The sequence below is a fragment of the Lysobacter sp. yr284 genome (genome assembly GCF_900107375.1).
GTDB lineage: Bacteria > Pseudomonadota > Gammaproteobacteria > Xanthomonadales > Xanthomonadaceae > Lysobacter.
Window position 1 is genome coordinate 710,709 of the sequence record NZ_FNPT01000001.1, and the last position, 16,934, is coordinate 727,642.

Below are 16,934 nucleotides of genomic sequence, written 5' to 3' on the forward strand. Positions count from 1 at the left end.
CGGCCATGCCGAGCAGCAAGCGGGAAAGCATGATCATCATCGGCGCGGGGTTGGGCGGCCTGTCCACCGGCTGCTACGCGCAGATGAACGGCTACAAGACCCAGATCTTCGAGATGCACGAGATCCCCGGCGGCTGCTGCACGGCCTGGGACCGCGGCGATTTCACCTTCGACTGCTGCATCAGCTGGCTGCTCGGCAACGGCCCGGGCAACGAGATGCACCAGATCTGGCTGGAGCTCGGCGCGCTGCAGGGCAAGCAGATGCGCCACTTCGACGTGTTCAACATCGTGCGCGGTCGCGACGGCCGCGCGGTGTACTTCTACTCCGATCCGGACCGGCTGGAGGCGCACCTGCTGGAGCATTCGCCGGCCGACGCCAAGCTGATCCGCGACTTCGTCAAGGGCCTGCGCAGCTTCCGCAAGGCGCTGGCGGTGTATCCCTTCCTCAAGCCGGTCGGGCTGATGGGGCGCTGGGAGCGCTGGAAGATGCTGGCGTCCTTCCTTCCGTACTTCAACGCCATCCGCAAGTCGATCAGCGTGCTGATGACCGACTACTCGGCCAAGTTCAAGGACCCGCTGCTGCGCGAGGCGTTCAACTTCATCCTCTACGAGAAGCACCAGAACTTCCCGGTGCTGCCGTTCTACTTCCAGCTGGCCTCGCACGCCAACCTGTCCGCCGGCGTGCCCGAGCACGGCTCGCTCGGCCTGGCCAAGTCGATCGAGGAACGCTACCGGCGCCTGGGCGGCCAGGTGCACTACAACGCGAAAGTCGAGGAGATCCTGGTCGAGGACGACCGCGCGGTCGGCATCCGCCTCAGCGACGGGCGCGAGATCCGTTCCGACATCGTGGTCTCCGCCGCCGACGGCCAGACCACGCTGATGAAGTTCCTCAAGGGCCGCTACCTCAACGACACCTACCGCAAGCTCTACACCCAGACCATCGCCGAGCCGCACATGGTCTTCCCGGGCTACTTCATCACCTTCCTGGGCTTGAACAAGCCCTTCCCCGAGGGCGAGCCCTGCGCGACCTACCTGCTCGACGACGAGGAAGCCCAGGAGATGCTCGGCATCCGCCACCCGAGCATCAACGTGCAGTTCCGCAGCCAGCACTATCCCGAGCTGGCGCCGAAGGACCATTGCATCGTCTACGCCACCTACTTCTGCGACATCGCGCCGTGGCGCGAACTCAACGAAGGCCCCGAGCAGGTCAGCCGCAAGCGCAAGGGCGAAGAGCTGCACACCCTGCCGGTGCGCCGCGGCCACGAGTACCACGCGGCCAAGCGGCGGGTCAGCAACGCGATGATCCGGCTGCTGGAGAAGCGCTATCCCGGGCTCAAGGATTCGATCGTCGTGCGCGACGTCTCCAGCCCGCTGACCCAGGTGCGCTACACCGGCAACTTCGACGGCACCGTGCTGGGCTGGCAGCCGTTCGTGGAGAGCGGCGAGACCATGGAGGAGGAGATCAAGAAGCACGGCCCGGTGATGGAAGGGCTGTCGAACTTCTACATCTCCGGCGTGTGGGCCACCACCGGCGGCCTGATCCGCGCCGCCGCCGCCGGCCGCCACGTCATGCACTTCGTGTGCAAGGACGACGGTCGCGACTTCACCGCCAGCATCGACGACCACGCGCCGATGCCGACCCACCTGATCCACCCGGTCGGGCCGAGCAAGCCCGCCTACGCGCCGCCCAGCGGCTTTCCGCAACTCGCCACGACCAGGACCGCAAGCACATGAAGACCGAACGTTGGGTGGTACGCGAACACGTCGAGGGCGTGCCCGATGCCGCGCGCATCTACGAAAAAGTCGAGACCGAACTCGACACCCGCCTGGGCGAGGAGCAGATGCTGCTCAAGACCCTGTACGTGTCGGTCGATCCCTATCTGCAGGGCATCTGCCTGGACACGCCGATCGGCGAACACATGGGCGCCGACTCGATCATGCAGGTGCTCGACGCCGGGCCGAAGGCGCCGTTCCGGCCGGGCGACCTGGTCCAGGGCTTTGGCGGCTGGCGCACCCACCTGGTCAGCGACGGCAAGCCGAAACTCTGGCAGACCGGCACCTTCCCGATGGTGTTCCCGGCCTATCGCAAGCTCGACCTGCGCCGTTACGACGACGCCCTGCCGCTGTCGACCGCATTGGGCGTGATGGGCGGCCCCGGCATGACCGCCTGGGGCACGATGACCAAGTTCATGCAGGTGCGCCCCGGCGACACCGTCGTGGTCAGCGGCGCCTCCGGCATGATCGGCACCCTGGTCGGGCAGATGGCCAAGCGCGCCGGCGCGCGCGTGGTCGGCACCGCCGGCTCGGCCGGCAAGGCCCAGTACCTGAGCAAGCTCGGCTTCGACGCGGTGATCGACTACAAGCTCGCCGACGACGCCGACAAGATGCGCGAGGCGCTGCGCGAAGCCGCGCCCGACGGCGTGGACAAGTACTTCGACAGCATCGGCGGCAGCGTCACCGACGCGGTGTTCTCGATGCTCAACGTCGGCAGCCAGGTGGCGGTGTGCTGGCAATGGGCGACCCAGGTCCAGCGCGACTACCACGGCCCGCGCCTGCTGCCGTACATCATGTTCCCGCGCGCGACCATCCGCGGCATCTTCTCGCTGGAATGGTTCACCGAGCAGAACTGGGACGCGCTGCACGAGGAACTCGGCGGGCTGGTGCGGCGGCAGGAACTTATCGCGCACGAAACCGTGCAGGACGGGTTCGAGCGCATTCCCGAGGCCTACCAGACGCTGTTCTCGGCCAGCGAAAGCAACCGCGGCAAGGTGCTGGTGCGGGTGTGAGCGCGGCGCGGCGAACGCGCCGGTGCGCGCGTTCGCTGCCGCGCGTGGCGTTGGTTGTGTTTGCCTCGTCGCCGGTTCAACGCGCGACTTGCTTCGCGCTCGCACTCATCCCACGTTCCCACATTCGCCCGCACCGTCTCCACGCTCGCTCGCATCGTTCCCGCACTCGCCCCCACACCCGTCATTCCGGCGAACGCCGGAACCCATTTCGGCTTCGCTTCCGGTTCGCCCGCGTCCATCCGAAGCGAACGCCGAAAAAACAAAATCAAAATGGATTCCGGCTTTCGCCGGAATGACGATGGGCGGCTTCGGAATCGCGATGGGTAGCTTTCGCCGGGTCGACCATCGGCGGCTTTCACTGCAATGACGATGGACGGCTTTCGCAGGAGCGATGGCGAACGGCTCTCGCCGCAACGATAGCGAGCGGCTTCCGCGCAACGGCGGCGAGCGCGGTTCACCGGTCGGTAGTCGGATGGCGTTCGCCGCAACCACAGCCAGCAGCAATCGGCCGCCAACGATCGGCCAAGGTTTCCCGCGCCTTGTTCCTCCCTGATCCCTCCTCGCTCCCACCTTCCAAGGACCGGCCATGCCCGCCCCCTCGCCCGCCCTCGCCGGCCATTCGCGCCTGCTCACCGGCCTGCTGCTCGCGCTGTTCCTCGGCGCGCTGGAACAGACCATCGTCGCCACCGCGCTGCCGGCGATCGTGCGCGACCTGGCCGGGTTCGACCTGCTCGGCTGGGCGCTGTCGGCCTACCTGCTCGCCACCGCCGCGGCCACGCCGGTGATCGGCAAGCTCAGCGACCTGCACGGCCGCCGCGCGCTGCTGCGCGCATGCATGGCGCTGTTCGCGCTGGGCTCGGCGATCTGCGCGCTGGCGCCGGACATGCGCACGCTGATCGGCGGACGCGCCGTGCAGGGCATCGGCGGCGCCGGCCTGATCGTGGTCGCGCAGGCCGCGGTCGCGCAGCTCGCCGGCCCGGCCCAGCGCAGCCGCTACGCCGGCTACTTCGCCCTGGTGTGGGCGGCGGCCGGCCTGATCGGCCCGCTGCTCGGCGGCGCGCTCAGCGACTGGCTGCATTGGCGCGCGATCTTCTGGATCAACCTGCCGCTGGGCGCGCTGGTGCTGTGGATCGGCGCGCCCGGATTGCGCGCGCTCGGCCCGGGCCACGGCGAAGGCCGCATCGACCTGGCCGCCACCGCGCTGTTCGCCGTCGCCACCGGCGCGTTCCTGCTGGCGCTGTCGTGGGGCGGCGCGCGCCATCCGTGGCTGTCGGCGCCGGTGCTCGCCGCGCTGGCGACCGCGCTGCTGGCCGGCGCGGTGTTCCTCGCCCGCCAGCGCCGCAGCGCCGACCCGCTGCTGGCGCCGGCGTGGCTGCGCGATCCGGCGATCGGCCCGGCCCTGGCCGCGAGCCTGCTGCTGTACGGCTTCTACATCGCGGTGGCGGTGCTGATGCCGGCGTACTGGCAGCTCGGCCACGGCCTGCGCCCGACCGTGTCCGGCGCGTTGCTGGTGCCGGCGCTGATCGCCGGCGCGGCCGGCGCGCTGATCGGCGGCCGCGCCGCCGCGTGCAGCGGCGACTACAAGCGGCCGGTGCTGCCGGGGCTGGCGATCGCCGCGTTGACCCTGACCTTGATGGGCGCGCTGGCCTCGCAACTGAGCGCCTGGTCGGTCAGCGCCCTGCTCGCGGTGGTCGCGTTCGGCATCGGCCCGTGCACGGCCACGGTCAACGCGGTCGCGCAGAACGCCGCGCCGGCGCGGCAACTCGGCGCGCTGACCGGGGCGATGGCGCTCAGCCGCACCCTCGGCACCGCGGTCGTGGTCGCCGCCGGCTCGGCGATGATCGTCGCCCACGTCCGCCTCGGCGGCGGCGCGCTCGCCGGCGGACTGCTCGGCGGCGGCGAAAGCGCCGCCGCGCAGACGCTGCCCGCCGCGACCCGCGCGCTGCTGCGCGACGCCTACGCCGAACTGTTCTTCTTCGCCGCCGCCGGCATCGCCCTGGCGCTGCTGTGCTACGCCTGGATCCGGCCGCGCACCGCGCACGCGGCCGAGCTGGCCGAGACCGCGCCCGGCGCGTGATGCGCGGCAGCTGGCGCGAGCTGCGTCGGCGCGGACCGCAACGCCGCATGAGATGCGTGACCTGCGACACAGCGCCGATGCGCGTCGCACGCCGGTCCTAGGGTCGTTCCTAGCTGGCCGCGCGCGCCCGCAACGCCTGCAATGGACGCTACGCCCACCGCCGCCGCGCGCAGCTGCGTTCCGCCGCGACGGCGCACGACCAGGAGACCGGCCCATGGACAGCGTCAACGGCGCTTCAGGCAGCTCAGGCAGTTCCAGCACTCAAGACAGCGCCTCCGCTTCGCAAGCCGCGCAAACCGCGCCGACCGCGGCCGAAACCCGCGCGCAGGAGATCGACGACGCGCTGGAGAACAATCCCCAGGCCGCGGCCGCGCTGGCCGCGCTCACCGCCGATCCGAACTACGCCCGGCTCAGCGTCGAACAGCAGGTGCAGGCGCTGGACGCGTTCAACGCCGCGCCGAACCTGGCCACTGCGACCTACCTGCAGGGCGTGGCCGAACAGACCCTCGACCCGCAGGCCACGCCGAGCGCGCTGACGCCCGATGCCGGCACCCTGACCCTGGACGGGCAGACCTACGACATCCGCAACGGTGAGTTGGTCGGCGCCGACGGCCAGGTCGCCGGCAGCATCCGCAACGACGGCCAGGTGCGGCTCAACGGCGAGACCGCGCCGCGCAGCGTCTACGACGACATCAACACCCGCGTGCAACTGCGCGAGGCGGACGCGGCCGGGCAGATGCGCAACCTGGTCGATCTGCACGCCGCCGATCCCAACGCGCGCCTGGACAGCGCCGACCTCAACCGCGAACTGAGCCAGCGGGTCGAGGCCGTGATCTCGCAGGCGCGCCGCGAAGGCATGGACATGCGCGTCACCGACACCTTCCGCAGCGTCGAGGAACAAAACGCGCTGTACGCGCAGGGCCGCACCGCGCCGGGCCGGATCGTCACCAACGCCACCGGCGGCAGTTCCTGGCACAACTACGGGCTGGCCGCGGACGTGGCCTTCAACGACGCCCGCGGCCAGCCGAGCTGGCCCGACAACGGCAACTGGGACCGCTACGGCGAGATCGCGGCCGCCAACGGCCTGGAATGGGGCGGCAACTGGCGCGGCATCACCGACCGTCCGCACGTCGAGTACCACCCCGGCCTCGGCGCCGGCGAAGCGCGCACGATGCTGCCGGCCTATCGCCAGGGCGGCGTGCAGCAGGTCTGGAACAACCTCGGCCTGGGCCGTTGAAAGCGGCAGATCGCGGTCGGGACACAGGAGACGGCAAAAGCCGGGGCGACGGCGCCGGCGCTCGCTGACTCCTGTCCACTACTCGCCATCTCCTGCCCTCTAGGGTCGCTCCTAGCTGGCGGCCGTCGCCGCATTCGCGTGCAATGCCGCACTTCGCGTGCGATCCTCGCCGCGGGATGAGGGGGACGTCTTGCACATGCAGCAGCCGCATCGCGCCATCAAGCTACGCGCCACCCGCACAAGCGCCAGCCACGCAAACGCATAAGCGCGTCCGAACGCGCACCGCGGCCGCAGCGGCCGCACCCGCCACACTTCCTCGGTATCGCATGAAAACCACACTCGGCGTAGCCCTTACGCCTCCGAGCGCGGCCGCGTTGATCGCCGGCGCCTGCCTGCTAGCGGCCGCGTTCCTGCCCTCGTGCCACACACGCGACTACGCCCAGGCCAGCGCCGCGGCGCCGGCGGCGTCGCCGTGCGCGGCGGCGGCCGAACCGGCGCAGGCGTTCGCCGCCGATCCGCCCGACGAAGCCGCCGAAGCGGCGCAGGCCGCGCGCTACGCGCCCGGCGCGGCGCAGATCCAGGGCCATTCCGCCAGCGGCCAGCGCTGAGCGCGGCGCATCCAGGCGCGCCGCCGGCGGCGGCGCTTCGGCCGAGCTCGATTCGACCGGCGCGCACTCAGCGCTCTAGGCGTCGGCGGATGCGCGCGCCAGCCGGCTGTGGCGGATACCGTATCCGAAGTACACCGCGCACCCGGCCAGCAACCACAGCGCGAAACGCTCGTAGGTGACCCACGGCAATCCAGAGATCAGCCACAGCGAAAAGCCGATGCCGATCAGCGGCACCCACGGCATCCACGGCGTGCGGAACGGCCGCTCCAGGTCCGGCCGGGTCCGGCGCAACACCAGCACCGCGCTGCAGATCACCACGAACGCGCACAGCACGCCGATGTTGACCAGCTTGGCCAGCTCTTCGAGGGTGAACAATCCCGCCGCCAGCGCCGCCACCGCGCCGATCAGCCAGGTCGTGCGCCACGGCGTGCGCCAGCGCGGGTGGGCCTGGCCGAACCACGCCGGCAGCAGGCCGTCGCGGGCCAGCGCGAACCAAATCCGCGCGCCGGCCATCAGGTTGGCGAAGATCACGCTGGTGATGCCGCATATCGAAGCCAGCGAGATCGCCACCATCACTTTCGGCTGGCCGACCGCAGCGAAGGCGTTGGCGACCGGCGCATCGTTGCCGAGCGTGGCGTAGGACACCATCCCGGTCAGCACCAGGCAGATGCCCACGTACAAGGTCATCGCGATCGCCAGCGACAGCACCACCGCGCGCGGCAGATCGCGCTGCGGATCCAGCGCCTCCTCGGCCGCGGTGGTCATCATCTCGTAGCCGAACACGGCGAAGAACACGATCGAGGCGCCGGTGACCACGCCGCCGAAACCGAACGGCATGAACGGCTGCCAGCGCGCCGGATCGACGAAGGCCGCGCCGGCGGCGATCACCAACACCGCCGCACCGATCTTGATCGCCACCACCACGGTGTTGAAGCGCGCGCCGGCCTGGGTGCCGAACGCCAGCAGCGCAGTGATCGCCAGCGCCACGAACACCGCCGGCAGGTTCACCCATTGCCCCGGCACGTCGCCGAAGTACGCCCCGCGCGCCCACAGCGGCAGCTCGACCCCGGCCGCGGCCAGCAAGGCCTGCACATAGCCCGACCAGCCCACCGCCACCACCGCCGCGATCAGCGCGAATTCCAGCAACAGGTCCCAGCCGATCAGCCAGCCGGCGAATTCGCCGAGCACGGCGTAACCGTAGGTGTAGGCGCTGCCCGAGACCGGGATCAGGCCGGCGAACTCGGCGTAGCACAGCGCCGCCGCGGCGCTGGCGATGCCGGCGATGAGGAAGGACAGCACCACCGCCGGCCCGGCGTGGCCGGCGGCGACGGTGCCGGTCAGCACGAAGATGCCCACGCCGATGATCCCGCCCAGGCCGATCGCGGTGAGATGCCACAGCCCCAGCACCCGCTGCAGTTCGCCGCGCGCTTGCGCCTGGCGTTGCAATTGTTCGACCGACTTGCGGCGCAACAGGCGGGCGGCGAGGCTCATCGAAGCTCCAGCGGCGGCGGACGACCCCGGCGATGCTCGCACCGGCGCGGCGCGCCGGACTAGTCGCGCTTGCGCGGTTGCGATGCGGAAGTCCGCACAACCGCATCGCGGTCCGCGCGCCGGTTCGCCGCCGGGCCGGCCCCAACGCGCGACCTCAACCGTCGGTCGAGCGGGTCACCGCTTCCCAGCGATCCAACTCCTGCAGCAGCCCCACGGTTTTCTCGCGCACCAGCCGCAGCGCATCGCTGCCCAGCAACAGGTGCGCGGGCGGCGCGGGGCTGTCGATGATCCGCAGCATGGCCTGCGCCGCCTTGTCCGGGTCGCCCAGCTGTTGGCCGCTGGCCTGTTGCCGGCGCTCGCGCAGCGGGTCGAACACCGCGTCGTAGTCGTCGATCGAGCGCGGCGTGCGCACCATCGAGCGGCCGGCCCAGTCGGTGCGGAACGAGCCCGGCGCCACCGCGGTGACATGGATGCCCAGCGCGCTCACTTCCTGGCCCAGCGCTTCGCTGATGCCTTCCAGCGCGAACTTGCTGCCGCAGTAATAGGCGATGCCCGGCATGGTGATGAATCCGCCCATCGAGGTGATGTTGAGGATGCGGCCGCGGCGGCGCGCGCGCATGCCCGGCAGCACCGCTTTCATCATCGCCACCGCGCCGAACACGTTGACCTCGAACTGGCGCCGCAGCTGCGCCAGCGGCGACTCCTCCAACACGCCTTCGTGGCCGTAGCCGGCGTTGTTGACCAGCGCATCGATCGCGCCGACATCGGTTTCGATCGCATCCACCACGGCCGGGATCGCGTCGAAGTCGGTGACATCGAGCAGCCGCGCGTGCGCGCGTCCCGGCGCCAGCGCCTCGAACGCGCGCGCCGCGCCGGCATCGCGCAAGCTGCCGACCACGCGGTGCCCGGCCGCCAGCGCCGCCTGCGCCAGCGCGCGGCCGAAGCCGCTGCCGACGCCGGTGATCAGGATCAATTTGGGTGCTTGCATCGATGCGCTCCAGGACGAAGTGGAGTGCACAATAGGCAAGAATCGCCGGCCGGATAAGGCGCGCGACGCTGGTAAAATTGCCTATTCCTATGAGCCCCGCCAAACCTCCCGCTCCCCCTCGGGCCACCGCCCTGGCCCCGCTCGCGCAGTCCCTGGCGCCGCTGGAGGGCTACAACCCGACCGCCCTGGCCGGTGTCCGCCTGCTGCGCTCGAACCGGCCGCTGGCGCGCACGCCGGTGCTCTACGATCCCGGCATCGTGATCGTGTTCCAGGGCCGCAAGCGCGGTTACTTCGGCCAGCGCACCTACGTCTACGACGCGCACCAGTATCTGGCGGTGTCGGTGCCGGTACCGTTCGCGATGGAAACCGACGCCAGCGCCGAAGCGCCGCTGCTGGCGCTGTACCTGCACCTGGACTTCCCGCTGGCCGCGGAGCTGACGCTGGAGATCGGCCGCCACGGCGGCGGCCACGACCAGGCCGAGCCGCAGAGCATGCTGTCGAGCCCGCTGGACGAGGCGATGCAGCTGTCGCTGCTGCGCCTGCTCCAGGGCCTGGCCGATCCGGTCGAAGCCGCGGTGCTGGGCCCGCAGCTGTTGCGCGAGCTGTATTACCGCATCCTCACCGGCCCGCAAGGCCCGACCCTGCGCTCGGCCCTGGCCATGCAGGGCCGCTTCGGCAAGATCGGCAAGGCGCTGCGGCGCATCCACGCCGGCTACGCGCAACCGCTGGATGTGGCCCGGCTGGCGCAGGAGGCCGGCATGAGCGCGCCGTCGTTCCACAGCCACTTCAAGGCCGTGACCTGCACCTCGCCGATGCAATACCTCAAATCGATCCGGCTGCACCAGGCGCGCCTGCTGATGGTGCGCGAAGGCATGACCGCGGCGGCCGCGTGCCACGCGGTGGGGATCGAAAGCAGTTCGCAGTTCAACCGCGAGTTCAAGCGCCTGTTCGGCCTGACCCCGGCGCGCGAAGTGCGGCGCATGCGCGCGAGCTTCGCCCTGCCGCGCCCGCCGCCCGGCGCGGCGTTCGTTTCCTCGCATTGAATCCGCGCCGGCGCCGCGCCCGCCTCATCCCGCCGACAGCAACCGCCACGCCAACCATGCCGGCACGCCGAGATAGAACACCGCCCGGCCCAGCCATTCCAGCGCGTCGCGCACCGCCGCGGCCTGGGTGGCGCGCACGATCAGGCTCGGAGCCACCGCGGCCTCGATGCCGATCCGCAGCACCGCCGCGAGCAGCATCAAGCCGATCGACCACGACGCCCACCAGATCAGCAATCCGCTCAGATACGCGCCGAGCCCGTAGCTGTAGTACTCGCCGAAGGTGCCGCCGAAGGCGATGACCTGATGCAGGCGGAACGCGACCAGCGCCAGCAGCAGCGGGAACAGCGCGAACTTGGCCAGCGGATGGTCGAGCCGGCGCCGATACGCGTCGGCGCGGGCCTGCGCCCAGTCGGCCCAGGCGGCGGCGAAGCGGCCTTCCCAGCGGACCGGCGCGCCGCCGGCGGCCAGCAGGCGATGCAGCGACTGCGGGCGCGCCAGCGCCAGGCTGCGGGTCCAGCGCGGGCCTTCGGCCAGGCGCACATCGACGCCGCGGCCGGGCAGCGGCAGGCGCCACGGCCGCAGCGCGGCGAGCGCGGCCAGCGGCAGTTCGATCCGTTGCCGACGCTGCTCCAGCACCCACACCCCGGCCTCGACCCGCGCCTGCGCGGCGAACGCGCGGCCGATGGCCCACGCGGCCGCGATCGGCGCCAACACCGCCGCGGCGAACCAGCGCAACTGCGCCAGCGACTGAATCTGCAAGCCGATGCGGGTCAGCATGTCGTAGGCCAGCAACGCCAGGCCGAGGCCCGCGCACAGCCGCATCGCGCCGGCCAGCGCGCGCCACGGCGGCGTCAGCACCACGACCTCGACCGCCGTCTCGACCCGCGCCGGCGCCGCGTCGGCGCGGCGGCGCGCCGACTGCCAGGCCGCCAGCGCCGCCAGCGCGAGCAGGAACGCCGCGCCCGCGCGCCCGACCCAATCGCCCCAGCGCACCATCAGCGTCGGCGCCGGGTCGCGCGCGCCGATGGTCGCGGTCAGCACCGCCTGGTCGCCGGTCGCGGTGTGCGCCAGCACCTCGCCGGTCTCGTCGATGATCGCGCTGAGCCCGTTGCTGGTGACGCGCACCTGCGGCAGCCCGGTCTCGATGCTGCGGAACGCCGCGACCGTCAGGTGCAGGCGCGCGCCGACCGGGTAATCGGTGAACCACGAATCGTTGGACATGCCGACGATCGCCTGCGCGCCGAGCCGGGCGCCGTCGATGGCCAGGCCGGGATGCACGTCGTCCAGGCAGATCAGCGGCACCACCTGGACCTCGCGCCCGTCGGCGCTGCGCAGCGGCAGCACCCGCGCGCCGTCGCCCGCACGCCAGCCGCCGGTCCACGGCAGCGCGCTGCGCAACCGCGGGCCGTCGAGCCACGCCGGCACGTATTCGGTCAGCAGGAACGGATAGGTCTTGCGGTACATGCCGAGCAGGCCCTTGCCCGGCTCCAGGAACGCGGCCGCGTTGTATTCGCCCAGCGCGTCGCGGTCGTAGGTGCCGAACACCAGCGGCACGCCGGCGTGATCGACGAAGCCCTGCAGTTCGCGGTCGAATTCGGCGCCGGCCTGGCTGCGCGGATGGCCGAAGCTGGTGGGATAGACGGTTTCCGACCACAGCAGCACGTCGGCGCCGTGGTCGTTGATCGCCGAGGCCGACAGCGCGTAGTGCGCGTCGAGCACCTTGCGCACCACGGCCTGCGCGCCGATCCGCGCGCGCAGGCGTTCGTAGTCGACGATGCTGGCCTGGACCATCGCCACGCGCAGCGAGGGCGCTTCCACCGGCGGCGCCAGCAGCGACGCGCGCCGGACCATGCCGTAGCCGCCCATGCACGCCACGATCAGCGCCGCGGCCGTCAGCGGCCGCGCCAGCGCGCGCAGGCCCTGCCGGCGCCGTTCGAGCGCCGTCGCGAACGCCTCGTTGACCAGCAGCAGCAGCGCCGTCAGACCCGCCGCGCCGCCGAGGTCGGCGACCTGGCGCAACGCCGCCGACGGATACAGGCCGTGGCCGAGGGTGTCGCCGAGCAACTTCGGCACCAGCCACTCGCAAGCCAACCACGCCGACGTCGCCGCCAGCGCGCGCAGCGCCGGGCCATAACGTCGTCCCGCCCACTGCCGCGCCAGCGCGAAGGCCAGCCATTGCGGTTGCATCAGCGGCGCCAGCGCCAGCAGCGCCGCGGTCGCCGCGCCGGCGCCCACGCCGAGGTAGGCGCCGATCGCCGCGCCGAACCAATAGAACACCGCGGCGACGAAGGCGACGCTCATCAGCGCGCCGCTCGCCAGCGCGCCGCGCAGGCTCGCGCCGCGCCCGAGCGCCAGCAACCACGGCACCAGCGCGACGAACCCCAGGCCCCAGGCGAGGCCGCCGCGGGCGTACAGGCCGAGCAGGACCGCAGTGGCGAGAATGCCGGCCAGACCGCGCCAGCGGGACAAGGACGACCGCTCCTGGACCAAATCGAACGCTCCGTGTCGCGGGGTCAGTGGCGGGGAATCTCGATCTTGCGCTGCGGCATGCCCGGCGGCGCCAGTTCCGGCGGCACGATCCGGTCTTGCGGCATCGCGATCGGCTGCCCGCGCGCGTCGCGCAGGACGAAGCCCGGCGCGAACATCAGCACCGGTTCGATCGGCACGCCTTCGTCGGTCACCTGGTGATGGCGCACGTAGCCGGTCGGCAGTTCGTAACCGTCGGGCACCGCCAGCCCGGCCAGCGGCGGGCTGGTGCCGGGCGGATTGAACGCGCCGATGCCGGTGCGCACGCCGGCCTGGTTCAAGGCTTCGATGACCTGCGCGCCGGTGGGCTCCGGATCGCCGGGGCGGAAATACGCGGCGAGGTCGTCGGGATCGTTGCTCGGCATCGCCGGCGGTTCCGGTCGCGGTGCGGCGTCGGCCGCGGGCGGCGAACCGCCCACGCGCGCGGCCGCTTCATCGTGTTGCGCGCGCGCCGGCGGCATGCCGCCGGCGTTGGCGCCGCGCGCGGGCCACAGCCACCAGCCGGCCAGCGCGCCGGCGACGGCGACGGCCACGCAGGCCGCGCCCCATCGCCGTCCATCGCGCGCCTTTACCGGTTTCGCGATCACGCGCAGGCCCGCGCCGTCCGCACGCGACGGCGAAGCCTGCGCGCGATTGCGCTCGGTCATGGCGCGATGCCCTGGGCGTGCGCGCGGTTCACGGGCTCGCCGGCTGGTACACCGACAAGGCCCAGCCCATGCGCTCGTGGCCGTACTGGTTCCAGATCGGGTTGCGGCCGCTGTTGATGGTCGGATAACGCGACGCGCCGCTGCCGGTGGTGCCGCCCCACAGGCCGGCCGAGACCGTGCCGCCGGTGTAGGTCGGGTGGGTGTCGTCGGACTGGATGTAGTCGTAGGAGCTCGACGACGAGACGAACTTGGTGTTGGCGTCGCGCAAGGTCGCGCGCAGGGTCACCGAGGTGCGGTTGACGTAGCTGGCCTCGGTCTCGCCGGCCACGTAGCGCAGCGCGTCGGCATCGATCTGGCCGTCGCCGTTGCTGTCGTAGTCCGCGCCCATGTACTGGGCGAAGCTGTCGGCGCACTTGAAGCCCTTCTGGCGCGCGTACTCGCACGTCCAGTAGTTCATCTTGGCGATCGCCGGCAGGAACTTGTCGCGCAGGCTCACGGTCTGGCCGGTGGCGGCGTCGCGGCAGGAGCTCTGCACGTTGTCGGCGGCGTAGCCGGGGTAGTACAGGTTGGACACGACCTTGAGCTTGACGTTGGCGTGGGCGTTGGCGTTGATGTAGTCCATCGCCGCGGCCACGTAGGTCTTGCACGAGTTCACCGCCGAATCCAGCACGGCGTAGTTGCAGGTACCGGTCTGTTCCTTGAACGCGGTGCGCGCCTGCAGGCCGTCGTTGCCGCACATCTCGAAGCTCACCGCGCGGGTCGAGGCGGCCTGCATGTAGGAGCGCTCGGCCACGATCTTGTTCTCGTAGACATCGCGCGCCACCGCGCCGGACTTGGCCCGGCGGACGTTCTCGATGTCGGCGTTCCAGCGCGCGGACAGATATTCGGCGTCGACCGTCGGCGCCGAGTACTTGGCCGCGTTGCTGATCGAACCGTTGTAGCCGGCGAAGATCGAATCGCCGTAGGCGACGGTGCGGTAGACGGTGCTGGTGCCGGCCCGGTCGATGGTCCACGACACGTTCTGGTTCAAGGTGCTGGCCATGGCCGGTGCGCAGAGCGCGAACAGGGCCGCAGCCGGGAGCAACCGCCCCGCGTTGTTGCGGAACAGAGTCTTCATCCTTAATTCCCCTTCGAGATGATGTGCGCGGCGGACGCCCGCGGGCGTCCGATGAGAAAGTGCGGAAGGCAGAAGCTGGGCGATACGGGCGATACAGCGCGAGCCCCGTGCGCAGGCTCGCTTCACGACAAGTCCGACTCATGACAACCCGGCCGGGGCCGGCGCCGCCGTGGCCGATCTGCGACGGGCCTCAACGACGGGCCGCCTGCGATGCCGCTGCGCCGCCCCTGTCATCGCCCCCCGGACGCTAGCGTACGGTTTCGAGCCGGCGCAATGTGCGCTGCAACAGCCACACCGGGCTGCATCACGTTTTCGCGATCGCGATGGCGCGCACGCCGCAGCGCGCACGCAAGTCGAGGCGCCGGGCGAGCATCGCGGCCCGCCGCGGCGATGCAGGCAGCGGACCGGTCGGCCGGCTGCGCGAACCGCCGCGGCGGCCTTGACGCATGCCCCCGGTGCGAGGCTGTCCGGGCGAGAACGCGGCGCCGCCCCGCCACCGCCGGATCCCGCATCGGATCGGCGCGGCCTGTTCGCGCCGCGCCCGCCGGCGGCGCAGTGGGCGGTGCGGTTTGCTTCATAATCGGCGCATAAGGCCGCATCGACTCCGACGCCGCTGTACACGCTTTCAGGTCAAGTATGGAATTCGGCATCGAAGTGATTGCGCTGCTCATGGCGGTGGCGTTCGTGGCGGGCGTGATCGACGCGCTCGCCGGCGGCGGCGGACTGCTGACGATCCCGGCGCTGATGGCCGCGGGCATTCCACCGGTCGCCGCGATCGCCACCAACAAACTGCAGAGCAGTTTCGGCACCGCCAGCGCCGTGTATGCGTTCGCGCGCAAGGGCAGGATCGATTTCCGCCGCTTCCGCAAGCCCGCGCTCGCCGCGTTCGCGGGCTCCGCGCTGGGCGCCTTGGCCCTGCAACGCGTGTCCCCGGCTTTCCTAACCGGGCTGATCCCGGTGCTGCTGATCGCGATGGTGGTCTATTTCGCGCTCGCGCCCAAAGCCTCGGAGGAAGACCGCCACAGCCGCCTCGGCCCCGCGGCGCTGATCGGCCTGGTCGCCGCGATCGGCTTCTACGACGGCTTCTTCGGCCCCGGCACCGGCGCGTTCCTGACCACCGCGCTGGTCGCCTTGTTCGGCATGGGGTTGGTCTCGGCCACCGCGCACACCAAGTTCCTCAACCTCTCCAGCAACGTCGCCGCGCTGCTCGCCCTGATCGTCGGCGGCCAGGTGCTGTGGACCCTGGGCCTGTTGATGGCGCTGTCGAGCGTGCTCGGCGGCCAACTCGGCGCGCACCTGGCCTTGCGCGTCGGCGCGCGGGCGATCCGCCCGCTGCTGCTGGTCATGTCGCTGCTGCTGACCGCCAAGTTGCTGTCGGACCCGGCCAACCCGCTGACCCGCTCGCTGCTGGGCCTGTTCTGAAGACGCGCGCGCCGCGCGCAGGCGCGCGCGGTCTGTGGCGTTCTGCCGCATCCGGCCCGCGCCGCCGCGTCTCTACAGTCGCAAGCCGGACTGGAGCGATGCGATGAACGACCTCACTGGCGGCATGGACCTCAACGGGCGCTCGCGGCGGGCGGCCCTGCTCCACCTGGGCCTGGCCGCCTCGGCGGTCGCGTTGACGACGGGCGCCGCGCGGCCAGCAGGCGGCGCAAACGTCGCAACCGGCGCGGGCGAGGATCTCATGCGGGTCGGCATGGTCGTCTTCGACGGCTTCCAGTTGCTCGACGTGTTCGGCCCGCTGGAAATGTTCGGCGCCCTGCGCGATCGGCTGCGGATCGTGGTCATCGCGCAGAAGACCGGCCTGGTCGCGAGCAGCGCGGGGCCGGCGGTCGCGGTCGACCACGCGTTTGCCGACGCGCCCGACCTGGGCGTGCTGCTGGTTCCCGGCGGAATGGGCACGCGCCGCGAAGTCGACAACGCCGCGCTGGTCGAAGCGGTCAAGGCGCTGGCGCTGAAGACGCCGCATGTCGCCAGCATCTGCACCGGCGCGGCGATCCTGGCCCGTACCGGCCTGCTCGACGGCGCCAAGGCCACCACCAACAAACGCGCCTTCGCCTGGGCCACCGCGCAGGGGCCCAAGGTCGATTGGATCGAGCGCGCGCGTTGGGTCGAGGACGGAAAATATTTCACCTCCTCGGGAATCTCGGCCGGAATGGACATGTCGCTGGCGCTGATCGCCAAGCTGTTCGGCGGCGATACCGCGACGCGGGTGGCGAACGGCGCCGAGTACCGCTGGAACAGCGATCCGGGCGACGATCCGTTCGCGGCGCTCAACGGCCTGGCGCGATGACGCCGGCGGCGCCGCGACCGCCGGGCGCGCGACCCGCCGCGTTGCGCAAGACGATCTAGGGCCATCCCCAGTGCCGCCGCGCGCCGGCCGGGATTAGGTTCGGACTGCGGCGCCGGCCCCGCGCG

Annotated in this window: 13 protein-coding genes; 8 read left to right on the forward strand and 5 right to left on the reverse strand. The window is 71.4% G+C overall.

All coding sequences use genetic code 11. The features are described 5' to 3' along the window. Positions 1-5: 5 nt before the first annotated feature. The 5 genes from BLV01_RS02895 to BLV01_RS02915 all read left to right on the forward strand — a co-directional run bounded on the left by BLV01_RS02895 (position 6) and on the right by BLV01_RS02915 (position 6,707). Positions 6-1,733, forward strand: coding sequence for a phytoene desaturase family protein (locus BLV01_RS02895; RefSeq protein WP_091793862.1), 1,728 nt, complete (start codon positions 6-8; stop codon positions 1,731-1,733). Further along, on the forward strand, positions 1,730-2,785 hold the full coding sequence (locus tag BLV01_RS02900; RefSeq protein WP_091793864.1) for an MDR family NADP-dependent oxidoreductase: 1,056 nt from the start codon (positions 1,730-1,732) through the stop codon (positions 2,783-2,785). The genes BLV01_RS02895 and BLV01_RS02900 overlap by 4 nt, the downstream gene beginning before the upstream one ends. Positions 2,786-3,371: 586 nt before the next feature. Further along, positions 3,372-4,862 (forward strand): MFS transporter, encoded by a 1,491-nt coding sequence (locus BLV01_RS02905; protein ID WP_091793866.1) that lies wholly within the window; start codon positions 3,372-3,374, stop codon positions 4,860-4,862. Between the two features lie 214 nt (positions 4,863-5,076). Beyond that, positions 5,077-6,099, forward strand: a complete 1,023-nt coding sequence (locus BLV01_RS02910; RefSeq protein WP_175485747.1) for a M15 family metallopeptidase — start codon at positions 5,077-5,079, stop codon at positions 6,097-6,099. Positions 6,100-6,425: 326 nt separating this feature from the next. Beyond that, complete coding sequence (locus BLV01_RS02915; protein WP_139178407.1) at positions 6,426-6,707, forward strand: hypothetical protein; 282 nt, start codon at positions 6,426-6,428, stop codon at positions 6,705-6,707. A 75-nt stretch (positions 6,708-6,782) separates the two neighbouring features. On the opposite strand, the gene BLV01_RS02920 is transcribed toward BLV01_RS02915, so the two are convergent. Both BLV01_RS02920 and BLV01_RS02925 read right to left on the reverse strand, forming a co-directional pair. Beyond that, positions 6,783-8,198 carry an amino acid permease gene (locus BLV01_RS02920; protein WP_091793873.1) on the reverse strand — a complete coding sequence of 472 codons (1,416 nt, stop codon included), beginning with the start codon at positions 8,196-8,198 and terminating at the stop codon, positions 6,783-6,785. 154 nt (positions 8,199-8,352) lie between these two features. Further along, complete coding sequence (locus tag BLV01_RS02925) at positions 8,353-9,186, reverse strand: oxidoreductase (RefSeq protein WP_091793875.1); 834 nt, start codon at positions 9,184-9,186, stop codon at positions 8,353-8,355. A gap of 89 nt (positions 9,187-9,275) precedes the next feature. On the opposite strand from BLV01_RS02925, the gene BLV01_RS02930 reads away from it, so the two are divergent. Next, positions 9,276-10,229, forward strand: a complete 954-nt coding sequence (locus BLV01_RS02930) for an AraC family transcriptional regulator (protein WP_091793877.1) — start codon at positions 9,276-9,278, stop codon at positions 10,227-10,229. A gap of 24 nt (positions 10,230-10,253) precedes the next feature. Here BLV01_RS02930 and lnt read toward each other — a convergent pair whose 3' ends face one another. The 3 genes from lnt to BLV01_RS02945 are packed head-to-tail and all read right to left on the reverse strand — an operon-like array spanning position 10,254 to position 14,519. Continuing rightward, positions 10,254-12,698 (reverse strand): apolipoprotein N-acyltransferase, encoded by a 2,445-nt coding sequence (gene lnt, locus BLV01_RS02935; protein ID WP_091793879.1) that lies wholly within the window; start codon positions 12,696-12,698, stop codon positions 10,254-10,256. Positions 12,699-12,742: 44 nt separating this feature from the next. Further along, positions 12,743-13,402, reverse strand: a complete 660-nt coding sequence (locus BLV01_RS02940) for a hypothetical protein (protein WP_091793881.1) — start codon at positions 13,400-13,402, stop codon at positions 12,743-12,745. A 28-nt stretch (positions 13,403-13,430) separates the two neighbouring features. Next, the gene (locus BLV01_RS02945; protein ID WP_217633429.1) at positions 13,431-14,519 is read right to left on the reverse strand and encodes a hypothetical protein; all 1,089 of its coding nucleotides are present in this window, start codon (positions 14,517-14,519) and stop codon (positions 13,431-13,433) included. 636 nt (positions 14,520-15,155) lie between these two features. Between BLV01_RS02945 and BLV01_RS02950 the strand changes: the two genes are divergently transcribed. After that, entirely contained in the window at positions 15,156-15,941 is a 786-nt protein-coding gene (locus BLV01_RS02950; protein ID WP_091793883.1) for a TSUP family transporter, read from the forward strand. A gap of 103 nt (positions 15,942-16,044) precedes the next feature. Next, positions 16,045-16,809, forward strand: a complete 765-nt coding sequence (locus tag BLV01_RS02955; RefSeq protein WP_091793885.1) for a DJ-1/PfpI family protein — start codon at positions 16,045-16,047, stop codon at positions 16,807-16,809. Positions 16,810-16,934: the final 125 nt, after the last annotated feature.